This is a genomic window from Mesorhizobium sp. 113-3-9, assembly GCF_016756515.1.
In the GTDB taxonomy this organism is placed as follows: domain Bacteria; phylum Pseudomonadota; class Alphaproteobacteria; order Rhizobiales; family Rhizobiaceae; genus Mesorhizobium.
On record NZ_AP023246.1, the window covers coordinates 1474553 to 1497622 of the forward strand.

General features: G+C 62.6%; 23 protein-coding genes. 14 read left to right on the forward strand and 9 right to left on the reverse strand.

Annotation, left to right across the window (positions count from 1 at the left end):
* Nucleotides 1–28: 28 nt before the first annotated feature.
* Nucleotides 29–1279 (reverse strand): glycoside hydrolase family 5 protein, encoded by a 1251-nt coding sequence (locus MesoLj_RS07130; RefSeq protein ID WP_202325554.1) that lies wholly within the window; start codon nucleotides 1277–1279, stop codon nucleotides 29–31.
* A 144-nt stretch (nucleotides 1280–1423) separates the two neighbouring features.
* Here MesoLj_RS07130 and ybgC point away from each other — a divergent pair, with 144 nt between their 5' ends.
* From ybgC to ftsH, 11 genes are all read left to right on the forward strand, one after another.
* A complete protein-coding gene (gene ybgC / locus MesoLj_RS07135; RefSeq protein ID WP_202325555.1) occupies nucleotides 1424–1906 on the forward strand; it encodes a tol-pal system-associated acyl-CoA thioesterase in 483 nt (160 codons plus the stop codon).
* A 57-nt stretch (nucleotides 1907–1963) separates the two neighbouring features.
* Complete coding sequence (locus MesoLj_RS07140) at nucleotides 1964–2239, forward strand: type II toxin-antitoxin system ParD family antitoxin (protein ID WP_202325556.1); 276 nt, start codon at nucleotides 1964–1966, stop codon at nucleotides 2237–2239.
* The gene (locus MesoLj_RS07145; protein ID WP_202325557.1) at nucleotides 2229–2537 is read left to right on the forward strand and encodes a type II toxin-antitoxin system RelE/ParE family toxin; all 309 of its coding nucleotides are present in this window, start codon (nucleotides 2229–2231) and stop codon (nucleotides 2535–2537) included. The genes MesoLj_RS07140 and MesoLj_RS07145 overlap by 11 nt, the downstream gene beginning before the upstream one ends.
* Before the next feature lie 258 nt (nucleotides 2538–2795).
* Entirely contained in the window at nucleotides 2796–3506 is a 711-nt protein-coding gene (gene tolQ / locus MesoLj_RS07150) for a protein TolQ (protein WP_010912029.1), read from the forward strand.
* Nucleotides 3507–3516: 10 nt separating this feature from the next.
* The gene (gene tolR / locus MesoLj_RS07155) at nucleotides 3517–3969 is read left to right on the forward strand and encodes a protein TolR (protein ID WP_140776466.1); all 453 of its coding nucleotides are present in this window, start codon (nucleotides 3517–3519) and stop codon (nucleotides 3967–3969) included.
* A gap of 7 nt (nucleotides 3970–3976) precedes the next feature.
* Nucleotides 3977–5134, forward strand: a complete 1158-nt coding sequence (locus MesoLj_RS07160) for a cell envelope integrity protein TolA (protein WP_202325558.1) — start codon at nucleotides 3977–3979, stop codon at nucleotides 5132–5134.
* Nucleotides 5135–5175: 41 nt separating this feature from the next.
* Nucleotides 5176–6486, forward strand: a complete 1311-nt coding sequence (gene tolB, locus MesoLj_RS07165) for a Tol-Pal system beta propeller repeat protein TolB (protein WP_140776462.1) — start codon at nucleotides 5176–5178, stop codon at nucleotides 6484–6486.
* A 249-nt stretch (nucleotides 6487–6735) separates the two neighbouring features.
* On the forward strand, nucleotides 6736–7242 hold the full coding sequence (pal, locus tag MesoLj_RS07170; RefSeq protein ID WP_140776460.1) for a peptidoglycan-associated lipoprotein Pal: 507 nt from the start codon (nucleotides 6736–6738) through the stop codon (nucleotides 7240–7242).
* Nucleotides 7243–7466: 224 nt separating this feature from the next.
* Nucleotides 7467–8582, forward strand: a complete 1116-nt coding sequence (ybgF, locus tag MesoLj_RS07175; RefSeq protein WP_202325559.1) for a tol-pal system protein YbgF — start codon at nucleotides 7467–7469, stop codon at nucleotides 8580–8582.
* Between the two features lie 58 nt (nucleotides 8583–8640).
* A complete protein-coding gene (tilS, locus tag MesoLj_RS07180) occupies nucleotides 8641–10014 on the forward strand; it encodes a tRNA lysidine(34) synthetase TilS (RefSeq protein WP_202325560.1) in 1374 nt (457 codons plus the stop codon).
* 122 nt (nucleotides 10015–10136) lie between these two features.
* Nucleotides 10137–12065 (forward strand): ATP-dependent zinc metalloprotease FtsH, encoded by a 1929-nt coding sequence (gene ftsH, locus MesoLj_RS07185; protein WP_140777132.1) that lies wholly within the window; start codon nucleotides 10137–10139, stop codon nucleotides 12063–12065.
* Nucleotides 12066–12526: 461 nt separating this feature from the next.
* Here ftsH and MesoLj_RS07190 read toward each other — a convergent pair whose 3' ends face one another.
* Nucleotides 12527–13063: a hypothetical protein gene (locus MesoLj_RS07190; RefSeq protein ID WP_342215823.1), complete on the reverse strand. Its 537-nt coding sequence runs from the start codon at nucleotides 13061–13063 to the stop codon at nucleotides 12527–12529.
* 161 nt (nucleotides 13064–13224) lie between these two features.
* A complete protein-coding gene (locus tag MesoLj_RS07195; RefSeq protein WP_140777130.1) occupies nucleotides 13225–14061 on the reverse strand; it encodes a hypothetical protein in 837 nt (278 codons plus the stop codon).
* A gap of 370 nt (nucleotides 14062–14431) precedes the next feature.
* Here MesoLj_RS07195 and glmM point away from each other — a divergent pair, with 370 nt between their 5' ends.
* The 3 genes from glmM to MesoLj_RS07210 all read left to right on the forward strand — a co-directional run bounded on the left by glmM (nucleotide 14432) and on the right by MesoLj_RS07210 (nucleotide 17920).
* The gene (gene glmM / locus MesoLj_RS07200) at nucleotides 14432–15784 is read left to right on the forward strand and encodes a phosphoglucosamine mutase (protein WP_056575467.1); all 1353 of its coding nucleotides are present in this window, start codon (nucleotides 14432–14434) and stop codon (nucleotides 15782–15784) included.
* A 253-nt stretch (nucleotides 15785–16037) separates the two neighbouring features.
* Nucleotides 16038–16895 (forward strand): outer membrane protein, encoded by an 858-nt coding sequence (locus tag MesoLj_RS07205; protein ID WP_202325561.1) that lies wholly within the window; start codon nucleotides 16038–16040, stop codon nucleotides 16893–16895.
* Between the two features lie 242 nt (nucleotides 16896–17137).
* Complete coding sequence (locus tag MesoLj_RS07210; RefSeq protein ID WP_202325562.1) at nucleotides 17138–17920, forward strand: outer membrane protein; 783 nt, start codon at nucleotides 17138–17140, stop codon at nucleotides 17918–17920.
* A gap of 206 nt (nucleotides 17921–18126) precedes the next feature.
* Here the strand turns inward: MesoLj_RS07210 and MesoLj_RS07215 are convergent, their stop codons facing one another.
* From MesoLj_RS07215 to MesoLj_RS07240, 6 genes are all read right to left on the reverse strand, one after another.
* Nucleotides 18127–19116, reverse strand: coding sequence for a tyrosine-type recombinase/integrase (locus MesoLj_RS07215; protein ID WP_202325563.1), 990 nt, complete (start codon nucleotides 19114–19116; stop codon nucleotides 18127–18129).
* A 301-nt stretch (nucleotides 19117–19417) separates the two neighbouring features.
* Entirely contained in the window at nucleotides 19418–21310 is a 1893-nt protein-coding gene (locus MesoLj_RS07220) for a head maturation protease, ClpP-related (protein WP_202325564.1), read from the reverse strand.
* On the reverse strand, nucleotides 21307–21513 hold the full coding sequence (locus MesoLj_RS07225; protein WP_202325565.1) for a hypothetical protein: 207 nt from the start codon (nucleotides 21511–21513) through the stop codon (nucleotides 21307–21309). Before MesoLj_RS07225 ends, MesoLj_RS07220 begins: the two co-directional genes overlap by 4 nt.
* Nucleotides 21514–21526: 13 nt before the next feature.
* Nucleotides 21527–22093, reverse strand: coding sequence for a hypothetical protein (locus MesoLj_RS07230; protein WP_202325566.1), 567 nt, complete (start codon nucleotides 22091–22093; stop codon nucleotides 21527–21529).
* 221 nt (nucleotides 22094–22314) lie between these two features.
* Nucleotides 22315–22593 carry a hypothetical protein gene (locus MesoLj_RS07235; protein WP_202325567.1) on the reverse strand — a complete coding sequence of 93 codons (279 nt, stop codon included), beginning with the start codon at nucleotides 22591–22593 and terminating at the stop codon, nucleotides 22315–22317.
* Nucleotides 22590–22907, reverse strand: coding sequence for a hypothetical protein (locus MesoLj_RS07240; protein WP_202325568.1), 318 nt, complete (start codon nucleotides 22905–22907; stop codon nucleotides 22590–22592). Before MesoLj_RS07240 ends, MesoLj_RS07235 begins: the two co-directional genes overlap by 4 nt.
* Between the last annotated feature and the right edge of the window lie 163 nt (nucleotides 22908–23070).

Here is a 23070-nt window from a genome sequence, read left to right on the forward strand (position 1 = left end):
AATTCCCAAGGGAAACCGTTTCACACCTTTAGTGAAGCGACCGGATCACATCCATCACGTCCGGCTCGGCCTTGTCGCCGTTGAAGGCGTCGACGATGCCGAAGGCGCCGCCATAACTCCACACCGACCATGAGAAGCCATGCGCCTCGGCGCGCGCGATCATGTCCTTGACATAGGCGGCGCGGTATTCGGCCGGCATCACATAGGCATTGCCGTATTCCTGGCGGATCATGCCGAACTCGCCCATCGTGATGTTTTCCGGCTTGATGCCGTTGGCCTTGGCCCACGCCTCGACCTTGTTGAAGGGCGCGTCCATCAGGCCAAGCAGCTTGGCGGGACTGTCCATGCTGGCGACCTGCTCGTCGAGATAGGCAAGCAGGCCGCTCTGCCGTGTCCACGGCGCCTCGGCCTTGATCCGGGCGCGGATCGTGTCCAGCGTAACGTCGAGCTGCGCCTTGGGCACTGACGTCAGCGGATAGGGCAGGCCGGTCACATAGGGGATGAAGTCGCCTGCCCAGGTCGCGCCCTGGTGGGTGAGCAGGAATGGATCATAGGAATGGAAGGTCCAGATGACGTTGTCGTCGGGAATCGCCGTCGGATCGATCTTCTCCAGGGACGAGGCGGCGGAGTAGCAGGCGCCGGTCAGCACCAGGGTCAGCTTCATCGCCGACGATCGCGCCGCGGCGAACAGTTTCTGTTGGCGGTCCGGCCACAGGCTGGTGCCGTCGCTGTCGCAATCGACGATCGGTTCGTTCATCAGCTCGAAGGCAACCTTGTCAGGGTCCTCCCCGGCCAAGGTGCGGCCCATCTTGCGTATCATATCGACGTAGCGGTCGAAGGTCCGCGGATCGTCCATCACCTCGGCCATGCCTATCTTGCGGCTGCCGCCGGCCGGGATCAGGTGCATGTCGACGATCACCTTGAGGCCGGCGCGATTGATCATGCGCACCGAGTCCAGCACGCTGGCATAGAGGTCGTCGCGCAGCGCCGTTGTCTGGTCGGACAGGAAAGGCGACGGGTCGACCGGCATGCGCAGGAAATCGAAGCCCGCCTCCTTTAGCGCCTTGAGATCGTCCTCCTGAAGGAATTTGCGCCATTCCGGATAGGGCAGTATGGCCTTGGCCTCGCTCCACTGGTCCTCGCCCGGCCAGGTGACCCACTGGTCGAGATTAAGGCCGCGCTTCATCGAGAAGGTCGCGGCCTGGCCGGGCACCGCCAAGGCCGCCAGCACCAGCAGCGCTGCCATCAAACTCTTGATCATCGCCGTCAACAGTGCCATCCGATGTCAGATCAGGATGACGTTTGGTTGAACCGTCTTCCTGTTCCATTTCTTTCTGGAGCATGGTCTCTGGACAAACGGAAACCGTTTGTCCGAGGTCACGCGCGAAACTGGTGCCTCGCCGCGACTGAAAAAGGAAGCGCAATGGGCGATCATGGTGAATCGGCGACGCTGCTGGCCGGCCTTTCCGGCGCGCTGACGGCGTTTGGCCACCGGCTGATGGCGCGGGTCTATTATGCCGACACCGATTTCTCGGGCGTCGTCTACCACGCGCGCTATCTCGAATTCCTCGAGCGCGGCCGCTCCGACTATCTCAGGCTCACCGGCGTGCATCACACGGAACTCGCCGACGGCAAGCATGGCGAGAAGATCGTCTGGGTGGTGCGTCGTATGGAGATCGACTTCCGCATCCCCGCCCGCATCGACGACATCCTGACCGTCGACACCCGCACCGACACCATTTCCGGCGCGCGCATCTTCATGGCGCAGCAGCTCAAGCGCGGCGACGAGGTGCTGGTCGAAGCCAGGGTCGAGGCGGCGATCATCGGCGAGAATGGCCGACCGCGGCGCTTTCCCAAGGAATGGGTCGCGGCCTTCATGCCCAGGTCTCATGCTTCGGCTGATTGAATAGTATGACAGTGTCACACATTGTGCTACAAGGGTAACACGAGGAAGACATTCGCCATGAGAACCAGCAAACCCATAAGCGTGACGCTCGGACGCCAGCAGAGCAGCCTCGACGCCCGCCTGGCGTCGGGAGCGTACGAGTCCGCGAGCGAAGTCATGCGTGCCGCGCTTCGCGCCCTTGACCGCGAGGAGCAGGTCATCACCGCCATCATGCGAGCCAAGGTGCAGGAAGCTCTCGACGATCCGCGCCCGGATATCCCGGCCGAGGATGTGTTCAAGGCATTGCGCGAGCACCATGCAGACCGCATGAAGATCGCCAAGCGTGACGCATAAGGTCGTTTTCAGACCCTCGGCGCGCTCCGACCTCTTTGCCATTTACAACTACATCGAAAAGGAAAGCGGTGCCGCGCGTGCCGGTGGCTATATCGACCGCATCGAGGCGGCGTGCATGGCGCTGTCCACGTTCCCGGAACGTGGCATCGTTCGCGACGCCATCGGACCCGGAGTCCGCGTCATCGGCTTTGAACGGCGCGCGTCGATCCTGTTCCGGGTCCACGCAGAGCGGGTTCTCATCCTGCGTGTCCTCTATGGACAGGATTACCCCACCCACGTGGAGGAAACGGACTCCTAGCCTGTGGAAGTGCGTCGGCCCCGCCGCTGGGCGCGGCAATGCGCCGCGCCTTATTCACTAACCCATCCTTAACCATAACGGTTCATGAAGAGATTGGTGAAGATTGGCGCAATCCGGCGCCTTCCTTTCACCAATATTTGCCCTGAAAAGGCCGACAACGGCACGGTTTGGGGTGTCCGGTAGCTGCGTGCGAACCGACCACAAGGGATGCCATGGGCCAGCCGCCAGCTTCGCCCGGAAAATCTTAAGGACGTAACGATGGAAAATATCGCACTCGCCGATCCGGGCGCGCAATTGTCGATTTGGGCGCTGTTCATGCAGGCCAGCTGGGTGGTCAAGCTGGTCATGATCGGCCTGCTTTGCGCCTCGGTCTGGACCTGGGCGATCATCATCGACAAGCTGGTTGCCTATGGCCGCATGCGGCTGGCGCTGAACCGCTTCGAGCAGGTCTTCTGGTCCGGGCAGTCGCTGGAGGAGCTCTACCGCACGCTCGCCGACCGCAAGACGTCAGGCATGGGCGCCATTTTCGTCGCCGCCATGCGCGAGTGGAAGAAGAGCTTCGAGAAGGGTGCCAAGACGCCGCTCGGCCTGCAGACCCGCATCGACAAGGCGATGGACCTGGCACTGACCCGCGAGATGGAGAAGCTGGAGGGCCGCCTCGGCTTCCTCGCCACCACCGGTTCGGCCGCCCCCTTCATCGGCCTGTTCGGTACCGTCATCGGCATCATGACCTCGTTCCAGGCCATTGCCGGCTCCAAGAACACCAGCCTTGCGGTGGTCGCGCCCGGCATCGCCGAGGCGCTGCTGGCGACGGCGATCGGCCTGCTCGCCGCTATCCCCGCCGTCATCGCCTACAACAAGCTGTCATCCGACGCGAGCAAGCTCGCGGTGCGCATGGAAGGGTTCTCCGACGAGTTCTCCGCCATACTCTCGCGCCAAATCGATGAAAAAGTCGCGCCGAAGGCCTGAGGAGTAACTGATGGGTATGTCCGTAGGCATGTCGGGACGCGGCGGGCGCGGCCACAGGCGGCGCGGCCGTCACCATGGGCTGATGTCGGAGATCAACGTCACGCCGATGGTGGACGTCATGCTGGTGCTTCTGATCATCTTCATGGTCGCGGCGCCGATGCTCACGGTCGGCGTGCCGATCGACCTGCCCGACACACAGGCCAAGGCCATGAATGCCGACACGCAGCCGATCACCGTCTCGATCAATGCCGCCGGCCAGATCTATCTCCAGGAAACCGAGATCCCGATCGAGGAACTGGTGGCCAAGCTGCAGGCGATCTCCAAGACCGGCTACGAGGAACGCATCTTCATCCGTGGCGACAAGGCCACCGACTATGGCACGGCGATGAAGGTGATGGCCCGTATCTCGGCTGCCGGCTACAAGAATATCGGCCTGGTTTCGCTGCAGGAACAGGATCAATAGACGCAAGATGAAGACCGGCCTCACCACATCGGTGATACTGCATACGGCGGTGCTGGCCTTCGGCCTGTTCACCCTGTCGGCGCCGGCCGCGCTGCCGTCCGCCGACGTCGAGTCGGTCGCGGTCGACATCGTGCCGATGGAAGCCATTGCGCAGACCTTGCAGGGCGACAAGAAGGCCGTGATGCATGAAAAGCCGGCGCCGCTGCCGACGCAGCGTCCCGACATCGTGCCTGCAGCCCAGAAGGTTGGCGAGAACAGCGTCGACACCGACAAGCCGATAACGCCGGAGGCCAAGCCGAAGCCCGTCGACACGACCTCGGCTCCGCCGCCCGCGCCGACGCCGAAGGAAATCCCGAAGACCGAGGACGTGCCGAAGCCGCAGGAAAAGCCCAAACCCACTCCGGCGACGGAAGTGGCGCCGGCGCCGCAGCCCAAGGAAGATGTGAAGCCCGAGCCGGTCAAGCAGACGGAGCCCAAGCCGACGCCGGCCAAGCCGGCACCGACCCCGCCGCCGCAGGACAAGACCGCCGCCATCGACCCGACGCCCGTGGTCAAGCCGGATGCCGTCGCCGAGGCCATAGCCAAGGATCCACCCACCGAAGAGACGCAATTGCCGAGCTCGGCGCCGGCGCCGGAAGCGCGGCCGAAGCCGCAGCCGGCACCGGCTGAAAGCGCCAAGGCGCCAGATCGCAAGAATGCCGACAAGCCGGTCAAGGAAGCCTCGTCGAAACCGAAATCCGACGACAAGCAGTTCAATGCCAACGAGATCTCCGCCCTGCTCGACAAGCAGAAGCCATCCGGCGGCGGCGCCAAGCGCTCGACGCAGCAGGCCTCGCTCGGCGGCGACAAGGATCAGGGCCAGAAGCTGTCGAAGTCGGAGCAAGGCGCTCTGGAAAGCCAGTTGGGTGGTTGCTGGACATTGCCGGTCGGGCTGGAAGGCTCGGAGAATTTCGTCGTCGTCGTGCGCTTCACCCTGGACAACTCCGGCAAGCTTGACGGTCGCCCATCGGTCGAGAAGTCGAGCGGCAACCGGCAGTTCGATGAAAGCGCGGTTCGCGCGGTTCAGAAATGCGATGTGGCCGGCCTGCAGGTTCCCGCCGGCAAGCAAGACATCTGGAACGACATCCGCGTCACGTTCGATCCAAGGGAGATGCTGGGCCTTTAGGCCCTGACATCCGAAAAAATCAGTATGAGAAGCGAGAAGACATGAAATCAATCCTCAAGCCGCTCCTGATGATAGCAGCCATGGCCATCGGCATGACGGCAGCCGGCACGCTGCCGGCGCTGGCGCTCGTCGAGCTCAACGTCAACAAGGGCAATGTCGAGCCGCTGCCGATCGCGATCACCGATTTCCAGGGCGGCGATGCGCTTGGCGCCCAGATCTCCCAGATCGTCACCGCCGACCTGAAGCGTTCCGGCCTGTTCGCGCCGATCGACAAGAGCGCCTTCATCGAGAAGATCACCAACCCGGATGCCGCCCCCCGCTTCGATGACTGGAAGGTGATCAACGCGCAGGCGCTGGTTACCGGCAGCGTCAGCAAGGAAGCCGACGGCCGTATTCGCGCCCAGTACCGGCTTTGGGACACCTTCGCCGGCCAGCAGATGGCGGGCGAGCAGTTCTTCGCAAATGACGCCAACCAGCGCCGCGTCGCCCACATCATCGCCGACGCCATCTACGAGCGGCTGACCGGCGAGAAGGGCTATTTCGACACGCGTGTGGTGTTCATCGACGAATCCGGCGCCAAGAACGCGCGCAAGAAGCGCCTCGCCATCATGGACCAGGACGGCGCCAACGTCCGCTATCTCTCCGATGGCAAGTCGATCGTGCTGACGCCGCGTTTCTCGCCGAACCGGCAGGAAATCACCTATATGTCCTACGAAAGCGGCCAGCCTCGCGTCTATCTCCTGCAGATCGAGACCGGGCAGCGCGAACTGGTCGGCAATTTCCCCGGCATGACGTTTGCGCCGCGCTTCTCGCCCGACGGCCAGAAGGTGATCATGAGCCTGCTGCGCGACGACGGCAATTCCAACATCTTCGCCATGGACCTGCGCAGCCGCTCGACGACGCGGCTGACCAACTCGACCGCCATCGACACCTCACCCTCCTATTCGCCCGACGGCAGCAAGGTGGTGTTCACCTCCGACCGTGGCGGTCGCGCGCAGATCTATGTGATGGGTGCCGATGGCTCGGGCCAGACCCGCATCTCCTTCGGCGATGGCGTCTACTCGACGCCGGTGTGGTCGCCGCGCGGCGATCTCATCGCCTTCACCAAGCAGACCGGCGGCGAGTTCCAGATCGGTGTCATGAAGACCGACGGTTCGGGCGAGCGCATCCTGTCGTCCGGCTTCCAGCAGGAAGGGCCGACCTGGGCGCCGAATGGCCGCGTCTTGATGTTCTTCCGCGACGCCAATGGCGGACCGAAACTGGTTTCGGTCGATCTTACCGGCCGCAACGAACAGCCTATCCCGACCGCGAACTTCGCGTCCGACCCGGCCTGGTCGCCGCTGCTGGAATAAGAGTCGGCTGAATTGCCACACATGATGGAAAGGGGCCGTTTCGGCCCCTTTTCCATGCATTGGTCGCGTTTTGGCCGCATTTCCGCCTAGGGTCCGCGCCAACTGTGGCCCGGATCAAACAGGTTGCGGACGGGCAGCTAAACCAATTTTTAACCGTGTTTCTTGAATGCCGGTTAACCCAAACGTGGTTACTGGGTGATCAACGAAATCACTCGAATACGATCACTCGCAATACGAAGGAGAGGCGGCATGGGCCGTATCGCAGCACTTACCACAAACCCGGTCATGATCGCGCTGGTGGCGATGCTCGCCATCACCGGTTGCGCCTCCAAGAAGACCCCGAACAACGCTGCTGACCTTGGCCTCAACGGCGCGGGTGCCGCAACACCTGGCTCGGCACAGGACTTTACCGTCAACATCGGTGACCGCATCTTCTTCGATACGGACTCGACCTCGATCCGGGCTGACGCACAGCAGACGCTTGCCCGCCAGGCGCAGTGGCTGAACCAATACAAGCAGTATGCCATCGTCGTCGAAGGTCACGCCGACGAACGCGGCACGCGCGAATACAATCTGGCGCTTGGTGCCCGCCGCGCCGCCGCCGCCCGCGACTTCCTGGTTTCCAAGGGCGTCGCCTCCAGCCGCCTGAAGACCATCTCCTACGGCAAGGAACGTCCGGTCGCGGTCTGCGACGACATCTCCTGCTGGTCGCAGAACCGCCGCGCCGTCACCACGCTCAGCGGCGCTGGTTCCTAAGTCGGATACAGCCGACCGGCGCGTTGCAAGAACGCGCCACAGTCGAGCGACAAAAATACAACACAGCTTTGCGAAAGGCGGCCTTCGGGCCGCCTTTTTCATATCCGGATGCCTGAAACAAAATTTGGCCGAAGTCTCGCGCCCTGCTATGAGCCGAGGGCGCTTGGCTGGTCCCACTCTGGTTGGAAGGCGCGAACAGACTAACGACACACGGCGAGAGGCACATGCATTTGAGATCGGTTCTGAGCGGCACGCTTGCGGCGCTGCTCCTATCAGGCTTCACCGCTCTGGCGAGCGGCGTGGGGGCGAGCAGCACAGGGCAATCAACCGACAGCGGCTTTTCCTTCCATCTGCCCAGCATCGAATTGCCCAAGCTTTTCGGGGAAAAGAAGAAACCGGATCAGGTTCGGATGGCGCAGTCAGATGGCACCGCCGTCACCAGCCTGGAAGACCAACTGCGGCAGATGAACGGCAAGATCGAGGAACTCAATTTCCAGGTCCTGCAGATGCAGGAGCAGATCCGAAAGCAGCAGGAGGACAACGAGTTCCGCTTCCAGCAGCTGGAAGGCGGCTCGCAGGGTGGGCAGACACCGGCGGCGCCGAAGAAGAAGTCCGACGCGACCACCGACACCAACACCAACGTGGCGTCGGCCCCGGCAACGCAGGCGCCGGCCGATGCCGGCGCCGCGCCCGGCGGCGATCAGTCCTCAGGCGGCAAGACGGTCGAGGACGTCATCGTCGAATCACCCGATGGCGACCCTGGCAAGGTGATCCCGGGCACGGGAGCGCCGGAAAAGACCTTTGGTTCCATCACCGTCGACAAAAACGGCAACGTGATCGATGCCGGCGGCAGCACCCAGGCAACCGCCCCGGCGCAAGACACCGCCCCGGCCACCGGCGCACCGGCCAAGGCCGGCAAGTCCGGCGGCACGGTGGTTGCCGCACTGCCTTCCACCAACGACCCGGAAGAACTCTACCGCAATTCGTACCAGTTCATCCTGTCGGGCGACTACAGCACCGCCGAACAGGGTTTTCGCGATCATATTTCCCGCTTCCCCCGCGATGCGAAGACGGCGGATGCGCATTATTGGCTGGGTGAATCGCTGCTTGGCCAGCAGAAATACCGCGACGCGGCCGAGGTCTTCCTCGCCGCCAGCAAGGACTACCCCAAGGCCAAGAAGGCGCCCGACATGCTTTTGAAGCTCGGCGTGTCGCTGGTCGGCCTCAAGCAGCACGACGTCGCCTGCGCCACCTTCAGCGAGGTCGGCAAGCGCTACCCCGATATCTCCAATGCGCTCAAGGAACGGGTCAAGCAGGAGAAGGCCCTGGCTGCTTGCTGATTTTTCTCCCGCATGTCCTATTCCCGAAACCGGGACCACTTTTGGGCGACACGCGTTGATGCTCGAGACCGAGCCTGATCTTTCGACCAGACTTTTTTCGCATATCGATTTTACCCACGGCGCCGTTGCGGCCGTGTCCGGCGGCAGCGACTCGACCGCCCTGCTCCTCCTTCTCAAACAGCATCTCGACCGAACCGCGCCCTCCGTGCGGCTGCTGGCCGTAACGATCGACCATGGCCTTCGGCACGGTTCCGCGACAGAAGCGCAAGCCGTTGCGAAGCTGTGCGCCGAGCGCGGCATTGCCCACCGCACCATGGTCTGGGCTGGAAGCAAACCATCGGCCGGCCTGCCGGCGGCGGCGCGGGAAGCGCGCTATCGGCTGCTTGCGGAGGCGGCGCGCGCGCATGGCCTCGGCCTGATTGTGACTGGCCATACCGCCGACGACCAGGCCGAGACGGTGCTGATGCGGCAGGCGCGGGATGAGCCCCGGGAGTTTGCCGAAATGGCAGGCCGAGGGCTTGCCGGCATGGCACCGGCCACCCTCTATGACTGGCGCGAATGGATCGTTCGCCCGCTCCTGGGCACGCGGCGCTCGGCGCTTCGCGATTTCCTGCGGCGTGAAGATGTCGGCTGGGCCGAGGATCCGACCAACATCGACGAGGCCTTCGAGCGGCCGCGAATGCGTGCCTCGCTTGCCACCGACAGTTTTCGGCGTATGGACGATGCGCTGGCACTGGCCAACCAGGCGGCTGTCGAACGCCGGCAGCTTGGCGAAAACGCCGCCGATCTGATCCATCGTTTCGCCGGCCAGCCCGCCATCGGCCTTATCCGCCTCGATCCGGGCCTGCTTTCGGCCGGCGTCGACCGGGCGGCCGTCTATGCGTTGCGTATCTTGCTGGCCACCGCCGGAGGCGTCGCCTTTCTTCCGGACCAGGCGCGCAGCGAGGCGCTGTTCGGCCGGCTGAAGGCCGGATCCCTTTGCGCCACATTGTCGCGGACCGTGGTCGATTTCCGGCGCGCCGGCATCTTCCTGCGGCGCGAGGCAAGGGGTTTGCCGCCCATCGCCGCGGCTATCGACAACACCATCTGGGATGGTCGCCGCCACATCACATTGGACGACAGCTCCGGCGCATTGTTGATCGCGCCGTTGGGGAGCGCGGCGACGAGACGGCTGGCAATTGCCAAGGGAGAGACACCGCAAAGCCTGATGCGCGCCGCGTATGCTGCTGAACCGACGTTGCGGCAAGCCGTTGAAAACGCTGGACCGCGAGGCGGCGAACCGGTCCGCCAAGGGTTCGCGGTGCGGCCGGTCGTTGCACCTTTTGCCCGCTTCCTGCCGTCTTTCGATCTGGCGCCGGCGCGGGCCGTCGCCGAACTGATCGGCGCGCCATCGCTTCCCGCCCCGCCTTTCAGCGGCCACAGTGCCGGCTGATGGTGGTCGAAAGCTTAACCCAGACGTGCTGTTCTGCTTGGCAAGGGGAGGCGCTCTCCCTATGTTAGGCCCAAGTTTCCTCTCATGATGCTGTCCGTCCGCGGACACCAACGGGACAATTGATGAATCCGAATTATCGCAACCTCGCGCTCTGGGCGATCATAGCGGTCCTGCTCATCGCTCTCTTCAATCTGTTCCAGACGCCGCAGACGCGTGGGGCTTCGAGCGATGTGCCTTATTCGCAGTTCCTGCAGGACGTCGCGGCCGGCCGGGTCAAGACGGTGACTATTGCGGGCGCCCGCATCACCGGCACCTACACCGACAATTCCAGCGGCTTCCAGACCTATTCGCCCGGCGATCCCCAGCTGGTGTCGCGGCTGCAGGACAAGAACGTCACCATCAACGCGCGGCCCGAGACCGACGGCTCCAATTCGCTGTTCGGCTACCTGATCTCGTGGCTGCCGATGATCCTGATCCTCGGCGTCTGGATATTCTTCATGCGCCAGATGCAGTCCGGCTCCGGTCGTGCCATGGGTTTCGGGAAGTCGAAGGCCAAGCTTCTGACGGAGGCGCATGGCCGCGTCACCTTCCAGGATGTTGCCGGCGTCGATGAAGCCAAGGAAGACCTGGAAGAGATCGTCGAGTTCCTGCGCGATCCGCAGAAGTTCCAGCGCCTCGGCGGCAAGATCCCGCGCGGCGTGCTGCTGGTCGGCCCTCCGGGCACCGGCAAGACGCTGCTCGCCCGCTCGGTCGCCGGCGAAGCCAACGTGCCGTTCTTCACCATTTCCGGTTCGGACTTCGTCGAGATGTTCGTCGGCGTCGGCGCCAGCCGCGTCCGCGACATGTTCGATCAGGCCAAGAAGAATGCGCCCTGCATAATCTTCATCGACGAAATCGATGCCGTCGGCCGCCATCGCGGCGCCGGTCTCGGCGGCGGCAATGACGAGCGCGAGCAGACGCTGAACCAGCTGCTGGTCGAGATGGATGGCTTCGAATCCAACGAAAGCATCATCCTGATCGCGGCCACCAACCGTCCCGACGTGCTCGATCCGGCGCTGCTCAGGCCGGGCCGTTTCGATCGCCAGGTGGTTGTGCCGAATCCTGACATCGTCGGCCGCGAGAAGATCCTCAAGGTGCATGTGCGCAACGTGCCGCTGGCGCCCAATGTCGACCTCAAGGTCGTCGCGCGCGGCACGCCGGGCTTCTCCGGTGCCGACCTGATGAACCTGGTCAACGAATCCGCGCTGATGGCGGCGCGGCGCAACAAGCGCCTCGTCACCATGGCCGAGTTCGAGGACGCCAAGGACAAGATCATGATGGGCGCCGAGCGCCGCTCGTCGGCCATGACCCAGGCCGAGAAGGAGCTGACCGCCTATCACGAAGCCGGCCACGCCATCCTGGCGCTCAACGTGCCGTCGGCCGACCCGCTGCACAAGGCCACCATCATCCCGCGCGGCCGTGCGCTCGGCATGGTCATGCAGTTGCCGGAAGGCGACCGCTATTCGATGAGCTACAAGTACATGATCTCGCGTCTCGCCATCATGATGGGCGGGCGCGTTGCCGAGGAGTTCAAGTTCGGCAAGGAGAACATCACCTCGGGCGCGTCCTCGGATATCGAGCAGGCGACCAAGCTTGCGCGCGCCATGGTCACGCGCTGGGGCTTCTCCGACAAGCTCGGCCATGTCGCCTATGGCGACAACCAGGAAGAGGTGTTCCTCGGCCATTCGGTGGCGCGTACGCAGAACATCTCGGAAGAGACCGCGCAGATCATCGATGCCGAAGTGCGCCGCCTGATCGACGAGGCCTATTCGACGGCGAAGTCCATCCTGACCAAGAAGAAGAAGGAATGGATCGCACTGGCGCAGGGCCTGCTCGAATACGAAACCCTGTCGGGCGACGAGATCAAGCAGCTGATCGCCGGCGAAAAGCCCGCGCGCGACCTCGGCGACGACACGCCGCCCAGCCGTGGCTCGGCCGTGCCGAAGTCCGGTGGCCGCCGAAAGAAGGGCCCCGAGCCCGAAGGCGGCATGGAACCTCAGCCGTCGAGCTGAGATTGGCCGAGAGAGACTGATCGAGAAACGCCGCGGCTTGGTCTGCGGCGTTTTTGTTTGGCACGCCGGAGAGTTGACGGCTTTCACGTTGGTGATTGGCGAAAGCCGGCGCGACGGCCAATCTCCCCCCTCGTGGGGGAGATGCCCGGCAGGGCAGAGAGGGGCGCTGTCCCGCCAGGATTGCCAAGTTCTTGTTACTCGCCCTTGCCGAAGCGACAAAGCGGGCTCGGTGCACGCTCTTATTCGGCTTCGCCGAGCCACTCCCTCCCCACTTTCGTCAGATGAAGCGACCGTCACTTTACAAGCGTCGAGTTCCTTCACGCCCCCTCTGTCCTGCCGGACATCTCCCCCACAGGGGGAGATTGGCAGCGTCCCCGACGGCACTCCCCTTCTGAAGCACCCAACAAAAAGCCCGCGCATCTCACGATGCGCGGGCTCTCTTTCCTCGGATATCTAGGCGATCAGGTCTTCAGCTTGGCATTGCACAGGCTGTAATAGCCGCCACCCTTCTGGATCCACTTCAGGCCGCTCAACGTTCCGGCATCCTTGTTGCTATGATAGCCTTGAAGGCAGGTCTTCATTCGCGCCTTGGCGGGTTTTTCGGCCTGAAATTCGGCCGCGAGCGTGGTTGGGAACGTCACGCCAGCCGGCGCTACGGTGGGTGCGGTCGCCGAGCTGGCTTCCTTCTTCGGCTGTTGTGTCGCTTTGGCCGTGTTCGCCTCGGCACTTCCCGTAGCGGACGCTGCGCATTTATCCTTGCGGAAAGCGTTCCAGTCCATGCCGTTCAGGGCACCGCTTTCCTTGGCGGTCCGATAGGTCTCGCCGCATTCCTTCATCGTCATTGCGTTTCCCGGGACGGCACCCCAGGCAATAAAAGTCGCTGCAGCCAGCGCCGCCAATTTCAAGCCAGACATCAAACCCTCCATATCGAGTACAGATTGAACATCTTTTGTATACTTTTTGTTCTTCTTATGTTCAACCAGAATCTTCTGCCCCACCCAGAAGACGTCCCGCAGCCGGCTGCCCGGGCGTGGAGAGACCACGCTCTCGGTTCAAGACTTTCGCGGTAGCGGAAGCAGGACCATTGAGCTTTTCAACGCAACAAAAAGCCCGCGAACCTTGCGGCTCGCGGGCTTTGTTTCTCAGATGCAGCTGTCGATCAGCCCTTCAGCTTGGCATTGCAGAGACTGTAGAAGCCGCCGCCCTTCTGGATCCACTTCAGGCCGCCAAGCGCGTTGGCATCCTTGAGGACATAGTACTGGTCGAGGCAGGTATGCATGCGGCCCTTTCCGGGGGTTTCGCTGGCATATTTTGCCGAGATCGCGGACGGGAAGGTGACGCCCTTGGGGGCAACCGTCGTCGGCTTTGCCGGTTCCTTGGTGTAGCTTGCCTCGCTCGGAGCGGGCACGCTGTCGTCATCCGAGGCGGTGGCGCCGCATTCGGCCTTGCGGAAGTCGTTCCATTTCTGGCCCTTCAGCGTGTTCCCGGTCTTCGCAGCCTGATACTTGGCGCTGCACTCGGCCATGGTCAGGCCCTTGCCGTCGGCGGCAGCCGCGGCGGCCTTGGTGGTTGCCGGCTTGGTGGTGTCGGCGGCGGCGGATGCGCCGGCGGCGCACTGGCTCTTGCGGAAGTCGTTCCACTTCTGGCCGTTCAGCGTGCCGGCGGCCTTGGCCGCCTGGTACTTGGCGCTGCATTCCTTGGCCGTCAGGCCTTTGGCGGCGCTGTCGTCAGCCGCCGCTGCCTTGGCGGCCTTGGCCGGCTTGGTCTCGGCGGCCTTCTTCGTGTCGGCCGGCTTGGTGTCCGTAGTGGCAGCCGCGTCGGTGCCGCACTGCGCCTTGCGGAACTGGTTCCAGGTCGCGCCAGCAAGTGTCCCCGCGTCCTTGGCCGCGTTATATTTCGTGCTGCACTCGGCCATCGTCAGCGCGTTGGCTGGCGCAGCCAGGAACAACGTCGCTACGGCGAGGCCGGTCAGAGTGGCAAGTCGGTGGATGAGCATAGCGTTTCTCCGTTGCTGCAGCCCATTATATACGTCCCTGCGAATCAATAACGCTCAACGATCGGTTGCGCCAGATGCTAAGTGAGGTATATATCGCCGGAGGCTCGATCCTCCCGATAAGGTGATGAAATCATTGCCCCTTGCCGGGTTGAAAACAAGATTTTCCGCGTGCACCTGCGCCGAATAGCTCGCAGAACTGGTATGTTGCAGTGTTACAGTGCCATCATGTTATGCTGGGGCGTTGTTGCGTGCAGTGCACAACAAGGATTTTCTAAGGATTGGTAACATATAATCACACAATGTGATCATGGCGGACCTTCCAATTGTGGCATGAGACGCCGGCAAAGAACCGTCAGGGAATCTAACTAGCATGGCAGGGAATTACTTCGGCACGGACGGCATCCGCGGACGCGCCAACAAGTTTCCGATGACCGCTGAAATCGCCATGCGTGTCGGCATGGCTGCCGGCCTTTCGTTCCAGCGCGGCAGCCACCGCCATCGTGTCGTTCTCGGCAAAGACACCAGGCTTTCCGGCTACATGATCGAGAATGCCATGGTCGCCGGTCTTTGCGCCGCCGGCATGGATGTGTTCCTGCTCGGCCCGATTCCCACGCCGGCTGTCGCGATGCTGGTGCGTTCGCTGCGCGCCGATATCGGTGTCATGATCTCGGCGTCGCACAACCCCTATTACGACAACGGCATCAAGCTGTTCGGGCCAGACGGCTACAAGCTCTCCGACGAGATCGAAGAGCGCATCGAGAGCATGCTCGACAAGGATATCGAACTCTCACTCGCCGATTCCGACGGGCTTGGCCGGGCCAAGCGCGTCGACGGCGTGCATGACCGCTACATTGAATTCGCCAAGCGCACCTTGCCGCGCTCGATGTCGCTTTCGGGTCTGCGGATCGTCGTCGATTGCGCCAATGGCGCGGCCTACAAGGTGGCGCCCGAGGCGCTGTGGGAGCTTGGCGCCGAAGTCGTGGCCATCAACGTCGAGCCCAACGGCTTCAACATCAACAAGGAATGCGGCTCGACCCATCCGGCCGGCCTGCAGAAGAAGGTGCATGAAGTGCGCGCCGATATCGGCATCGCGCTCGATGGTGATGCCGACCGTGTCGTCATCGTCGACGAGAATGGCGCGATCGTCGATGGCGACCAGATCATGGCGCTGATAGCCGAGTCCTGGCACCAGAGCGGACGGCTTGCCGGCGGCGGCGTCGTGTCGACGGTGATGTCCAATCTCGGCCTCGAACGCTTCCTCGGCGACATGAAGCTGCAATTGCACCGCACCAAGGTCGGCGACCGCTATGTCGTGGAACATATGCGCGCGCATGGGCTCAATGTCGGCGGCGAACAGTCAGGCCACATCGTGCTGTCGGATTTCTCGACCACCGGCGATGGCCTGGTATCGGCGCTGCAGGTGCTGGCCTGCATCAAGCGCCAGGGACGCCCGGTCAGCGAGCTGTCGAAGAAGTTCGAGCCGGTGCCGCAACTCCTGAAGAACGTTCGTATCGCCGGCGGCAAGCCGCTCGAGGAAGCTCCGGTCAAGGCCGCGATCGAGGATGCGCGCAACCGTCTCGGCAAGGCCGGGCGGCTGGTCATCCGTCCGTCCGGCACCGAGCCGCTGATCCGGGTCATGGCCGAGGGCGACGATCCGCAACTGGTCGAGGCCGTCGTCAACGACATTGTCGAAGTCATATCCGAAACCCGCAGCGCCGCCTGATTTCCGGCGCGCCCGCAGGGCGTCATAGCCGCTTCGATTGCATCCAGGCCCGCCCTTCCGGCGGGCTTTTTCGTTGGCCGGAGTGCCGGTCTCCAGTTGTCGAAATTAGCTCCTGAATCCCTTGGGTTTTAGCGATTCGTGGTTAATCGACAGGGTTAAACGCGTTTTAACCTTTGCAATTCATTATCCACGCTTGAAAGCCAATCTCATTTCGGACGCGACCGCGTTCCGAGGGTTCCTAGGGGTGACAAGCATGTTCAATACAGCAAGAAAGGCCCTGTTCGCGTTGCTGTTCGCGGGCCTGGCCTGGCCAGTGTTCGCAGCCGACCTGCCAGAGCCGCAGGTCGAAGAAGCGCCGCCGCCTGTCTACGAGCAACCGGTCGATGTCGGCGGCTGGTATATCCGTGGCGATATCGACTATCACAAGTCGAATCTGTCCGGCATCGACTATATGACCTACACCGTCGACCCCTGTAATTGTACGGTGACGCCGGGCAGCAAGAGCTTCGACTATGGCAAGCTCAAGGGCGGCTTCTCGCTCGGCGCTGGCGTCGGCTACAAGATCAACGATCACTTCCGCACGGATTTGACCGCCGACTACTGGTTCAAGTCGAATTTCAGCGGTCAGACAACGGGCACGGCTGGCGGTTCGCCAGTCTTGGTCTCGTCGGCTGAGTCGTCGAAAATGAGTGCCCTTTTGCTGCTTGCCAACGCCTATGTCGACATCGGCACCTGGCACGGCATCACGCCCTATGTCGGCGCCGGCATCGGCGGTGCGCGTGTCAAGTGGGATACTGTCTATGACCCGACCCCGGGCGCTACCGAGCGCAATCCCGGAGCATCCAACTGGCGCTTCGCCTACGCCCTGATGGCCGGCGCGTCCTACTGCCTGACCGACAAGGTCATCCTCGATGCCGGCTATCGCTTCTCCCATATCCAGGGTGGCCGCATGTTCGAGTGGGACGTGACCAGCTCAGGCCCGGGCTTCGACCGCGGTATCAACACCCACGAAGTGCGCGGTGGCCTGCGCTATCAGTTCGGCGGCAACAATGGGTGCGCGGCACCGGTGGTGGCCTATCAGCCCGAACCTGAGCCGATCTACACCAAGTAAGAAATCCACCGCCTCGAATATATACGAACCGCCCGGCCTTGCCGGGCGGTTTTCGTTTGAGCGGTCGCCAATGAAGTGCCCAGGCAGGGAAGATAATTCAGAGTGTCATGCATTAGCGAGAATGAATTCGCTAACGCTCTGTTAGCCTTAACCGTGACTTAACCACTATGGTTAACAATGCTCCTTGAAACGATGGCTGCCGCTGTGATTGCAAGCGCCGCCAAATCCGGGAGTCGGGGACCATGACACTCAAATCGCGTATCGTGCTGGCGCTTGCCGGATTCGGGCTTTTGCCGCTGACGCCAGCGTTGGCCGCCGACTATGATCCGCCGATCTATGTCGACCAGGCGCCCGACTATGTGCCGGTCGAGGTCGGCTCGGGCTGGTATCTGCGCGGCGATGTCTCGTACCTGGTGCAGAAGAGCTTTAAAAATGGGGATTTCACCTTCCCGTCGGCGATCAACAACGAAAACTTCAGCGAGAGCGAAGACGCATATTTTGCGAGCGTCGGCTTCGGATATCATTTTAACGATTACCTCCGCGCCGATGTTAACTTCGGCTACTTGCCGGGTAACAAGGCCAGCTTCGGCTATGACGATTCAGCGGTCGTGGCACTGCCGACATTGCCCACCCAGGGGGCGGGATCGCTGAAGAATTATGCCTTCTCGGGGATACTCAACGGCTACGTCGATCTCGGCACCTATGTCGGAATCACGCCCTATGTTGGCGCCGGCGTCGGCTTTGTCCGCAGTTCGCGGAAGCTTTCGGCGACTTACACGGACAACAATGTCCCCGCCAACAGTTTCAGCCTGCAGGACAATGCGACACAATACTCCCTCGCCTACACGCTGAATGCGGGCCTTGCCTACCAGGTGACGAAGAACGTTTCCGTCGATCTGGGCTACCAGTATTTCTCCGCCCCGAATGCCGAATATGTGACGGCCGAAAGCCTGACCTCCTTTCCGACCAAAAAGGGGATCAGCAATCACCAGGTCAAGGTCGGGCTGCGCTACGATCTCTGGTAGGCTTGGGACAAACCAGGACCTTGGCGGCGGATCCTTGTGGTCCGCCGTTTGCGTTTGAAATCACACAATGCTGATCGCGGATCGCCGGTATCCCGGCAGCGACAAAAACTTTCCTCTTGACGCCCGAAGCCTGAACGCATATCGCCGTCCGTGGGCCACCCCTCCCCAACGAGGGCGTGAGTTGGTCATGATATTATCCTTCATAATCAATCGTTTACAGCCTTTGGCGTTTCGGGCTGTGTCAGATTTGTGCCAAAAATCACGTCCGTGACGGTCAGATCGGACATTGCGTGTGCATAGGTCTTCACCAGCGTTGCCACGTCCTTCCAGCCGCCGAGCTGCGCGACCGTCTTCACGTCGATCTTGTTGTGCAGCATGGTCGTCGCAAAGCCGTGGCGGCATGAGTGCGGTGACAGGTTGCGGATGCCGGCTCGCTTAATTGCGGCGTCCCAGACCTGGCGCACGCTCTCGCGGCTGACGTACTTGAACACCAGGTCATCAGGTTTGCGATTCGACGGTATGTTCGACAGCGCGGCCAGCAGCGCCGGCGGAAGATGCGCCATGCGCTCAGCGCCGACTTTCGTCTGCCGGATCCTCGCTGTACGCGCACTCAGGTCGACATCGTCCCATGTGACGCTCACAGCTTCGCCGATGCGCGCTCCGGTGCCAAACATAAACAGGCAGAGCGCACCAAGGTGCGGCGAGGCGTTCTCGGCGAAACTGAGGCACCAAGCCAGGGTCGCAGGCTCCTTGATCTTCGTTGCCACCTTGAACCGCTTCACGCGCAGGCGCGGGCACCATTCCTCTTCCGCGCAGTGATTGATGACAGCCTGTGTCGGCACGATCACCTGGCGGTTGCGCGTGGCGGCGCCGGCCGTCGGATAAAGCTTGATCGCGGCGCGCTTCAGCGCCTTTTCTGTGATGTCCCTGACGGGCGTGTCTTTCCAGTGATCTTCGACCAGCTCGAGGAACCGGGTCGGCTTGCCGGCCTGCCTATAGGCGATCGCAGCGTCCGCAAAGGTCAGCGCCGCGCCAGGTCCATCGAGATGACGCGTCCACTCGCGGGCTTCTCTTTCGGCGGCGATGCGTTGCGCTCTTGCTTTGTCCGTAGTTTCTGTAGAGCCGCGTACCCGCCCACCGGCGACGGTACCCCGGTAGTGCCAGATTTCGCCGCGCTTGAAGAGCTTGAGGGACATGGCCGTGTGGCCTCCATGATCTGACTGACATCGGCCTCGGTGAGGATCATCTTCTTGCCGAATTGAGAGCACGCGCCGACCGAACGGGCAAATTCCCTGAGCCACCGCTCCGAAACGCCGAGATGGCCGGCCAGCTCTTCCGGCGTGGTATAAACCGGCAAGAGGCCGCTTCCCGATTGTGTCGCTTCAGCCCTGCGCATCCTTCACCTTTACATCGGAAACGAGTCCCCTTGCCGTGATGTCGGCAAGGGGAAAGCGGCCTGTTGGTGGGCGGGCCGCGCGCCCTCCGCTTCCAACGGAACTAGTTGCCGGGGTTCAGGTAGGTGCCGCGCCAGCCCGACACGCCGCAGCCGAAATCGAGCACGGCGCGGTATTGAGCGCCAAGTACCTCCCAACCGTCGCGCGTCTCGACCTGCGGTCCCGCCTCGCCATTCAGGTAAGCGATGTCCAAGACTGGAGCCTGTGCGGGATCGGAAAAGAGCCGCCATGCGTTGCCGGGCAACCGCGGCTCGACGAGCAACGTCAACTTGCCCGAGAAGGGGTTGGTATCGCTGACAGTCGCGGGCGTGAGTGTCGCCAGGACCTGCTCGGCTTCGGTTTCCTTCGCCGACCCGACGACGAGATATTTGGCCGTAACGCTGATCGGGGTCTTTCCGTCGAGCCCCTTCATGTCGCGCAGTGCCTTGCGGCCGGCGGACAGGCCTGCGATGTCAATCGCCGTGCCGCTGGCCGCCTTGTTGCCGTGACTGGCATGGTAGAGCGGATTGCCATCCTCCATGGTCGGGCCTGCGCCGCTGTTGGCCAGGATGAGCGCAACCAATTCGCTTGCTTCCAATTCCGCAGCCGCACGTCCCCATGCCCGCGCCGTGTCGGCGAACGCGTCCAGATCATCGTTGATGATCGCCTGGCGCGACAGGGCGAAGATGCGTGCGAACGTGCGAAGGCGGTAACCTTCTGCCGATTCCGCGCGCGAACCGTATTTGACCTCGGCGCCTTCGGGCACTTCCAGAAGAGCCGGCATCTCGCCAAGTCGCAACATGGCGATGGCGCGGAAATCGTTGGCGTTGCGGTTGCGGGCGAGCTGCTTGAGAGGAGACCCCGCCGCCTCGTAGGCCTCAAGCAGGATCCTCTGGCCGGCGCTACCGGTAAGGTTCACGAAATCCGACGTGGTGTGCATGCCGCCCGACATGGTGATCTGCTTGGCCAGGCGATCCTTGTTGCGGGACAAGATCTTCTCACCACGCGCCTCGAGCAGGGCGGCGCCCATATCGAGGATGGATGCGCCGGCCCAATCCTTAGCCTCGCCGGTGGCCGGCTTGCCGCTCATGCGGGCATAGAGCGCCGCGCCGATCGTCGCCGCGAGGGCGGATTGGCGTTCCTGTGTCGGGCCGACCGGGCCAGCGTTCATCTGCGACGAGGCCGTGTCGGTGTTGCGGGTGGCGAGCATGTCTACGACAAGTGTCTTTGCCTTGGCCACGTCGCCATCGGCCTTGTCGAAGATTTCATCCGTATCGGCGGCCGAAAGGTTGGCGGCGCGGCACACGGCCATGATGGCCTTGTACGTGTCGCGGGCGGCAGGAAGTGCGATGTTCATTTCAGGCTCCTCGGTTTGTGCGCGCTGCATGAGCGCAGCGGGCGTCTTGGTGAAAAGCGCCGCATCGGAAGCGCTCATTTTCGGCTTTTCGGAAGTTTCCGTGCTGGCATGGTCGGCAAAGCCGAGTTCGACCGCATCGTCGCCGGTCATCCAGCTTTCGTCGCTCATCATGGACAGGATCTGCGACTTCGGGAGGCCAGTGCGGGCCGCATAGATGCCCGCCACCTGGTCGCCCAGCTGGTCGAGCATTTCGGCCGCACGGTAGTGCAAGGACGACGGGCCGAAAGTCAGGCCGGACGGATCGTGAATCATCATCATGGCGCCGGCCAGCATGACGATCTTGTTTCCGGCCATCGCAATCAGCGATGCCGCCGACGCGGCTACGCCATTGACGACAACCGTCACAGGCCCGGAATGCTGCGCCAACGTGTTGTAGATCGCGATGCCTTCGAACGCGACGCCGCCAGGGGAATTGATGTAGACATTCACGGCTTGGCCGGCCGGCTGCGCGTCGAGGAATTGGCGCGTGGCCGCATCGGTGATCTCGTCGCCGACGTAGCCACTCAGGTAAAGGCTGGGGAATTTCAGCGGCTTGTTCAATGGATCGACCCTTCTGCAGGGACAACAGGGACCACCAGAACCGTCTCGGCGCGCTGCGCAGCCAGCCAGGTCGCCGCGCAGGCGATCAGGAAGTCGACCGGCAGGTCAAGGCGATCGGCGACCTCCGCCGTATCGATTTCGGCACCGGCGCGCATCTCGTCGGAAACCTCTTTGGCAGCGGCGGCGAATTCGGCGGTGGCCATCGTCTCGAACGGGCTACGCATTGGTGACCCCGAACTTTTCGGCGCGTGCAGCGATGTCGCGCGCAGCGGCCGAGAGATTGACCAGGACAAGCCGCATGCGGCTCACCGATTCGCCGTTCTCCAGCGAGCGCAGGTAATCCTCGCCGGCTCGCTTCTCGCTTTCCAAGGCGATGTCGCGCAAGTTGCCAGCGTAGTGATTGGCGCCGAAATAGTCGGCATAGTCCTTCGACTTCCCGTCGCGTGCGCGGTAGCGCTCGATGCCGATGAAAATGTCGTCGCTGCGAGGATCGTCGGCAAGTGCGAACGGATCCTTGCCGGCAAGGTACCCGATGGCATTGGACACTGCCTTAGCAGCGACATCAGGCGAAACGCCGCCCTCGATCGTCATGTCCAACGCAAGGCGAAGCTTTAGCGCGTCGAGTACCGAGAAAACCGCCTGTGGCTCCCGCCCAGCGGCGACGAAGCCTTCGTCGTGGCCGTCATCGTCAAAGAGAGGAAACGGCAATTGGTTGCGCCGGCGAAGGGTCTTCAGGTTCTCCTCGCTTACGCCGACCACCTTGGAAAACAATCCTCGCTTCACAGTCCATCTCCTAATCGCGGGGTCATCTGGCAACAGATGGACACTATTGGCCTTATGGGGTCAATAGGCAACTGTGGAAAAGTTCGGGCTGACCCCTGCCGATATACCGGCAGGGGGTGCCGGGTCCCGGTGGTGAAAACTCCCCACCAGTCTGGATGGTGGCGAAATTAGCCACCATCGTCAGTCGGTTACAGCATCCGTTTGCCGTGTGACGAGCCCTTTCAGCTAGGCGAAGATCCTGGGCGGGCGACGGATTCCAGCTCTTTGAAATCGACCTTCATGTTTCGCGCGCACATCACCAACGATGAAACGAGGAAGGAGAGCAGTTCCCTATCCTCCAAGGTCACGGCGACGTAGCCAGGTGCGGCGACAATGGAGCTGGGCGAATTCGGCATGGCGCGCTCGAACACGTCCAGCAGGGCGCGGGACATCATATGCGTCTCATAGCACTGATGGTCGACGTCATCGAAAAGGCCGTTGATGGCGCGCAGCGAGGTCATGACCGAGCCTCGCTGGCGTCGAAGATGATCGTTGCGTCTTTGCCCGGCGCATGGCTGATGGCTTGGCACAGTTTGTTGGAGTGGCGGGTGCTGCTGGTCAGCCAAAGCGCCCAATGGTCGCCCTCGGCGACGTGGGCGTTCATCAACGCTTCGATCTCGGACAGGTGATGCGCGAGCTGTTCCTGCAAGGTCTGTTTGGGCGATTCGGTCGCCGAGGCCGGCAGCGCGGCAGCGGCGGGCGCCAGTGCTAGGCCAGCGAGCATCGAGCGACGCGACAAAGCGGTCCCGGCCGGAACGGTTTTAATGATGGTCATTGGAGTTAGAGCCTCACGGTTCGAACCGGCTTCTCACAGCCGGCGGATCATTCTTCCGTCTTGGAATGTTGATCCATCATCGGTGGCGGACCGAAAGCCGGGGGGTGAGAAACTGCCGTGAGACAGCTCGAGACGCTTTTAAGGTTTCCCTCTGGACAGCACG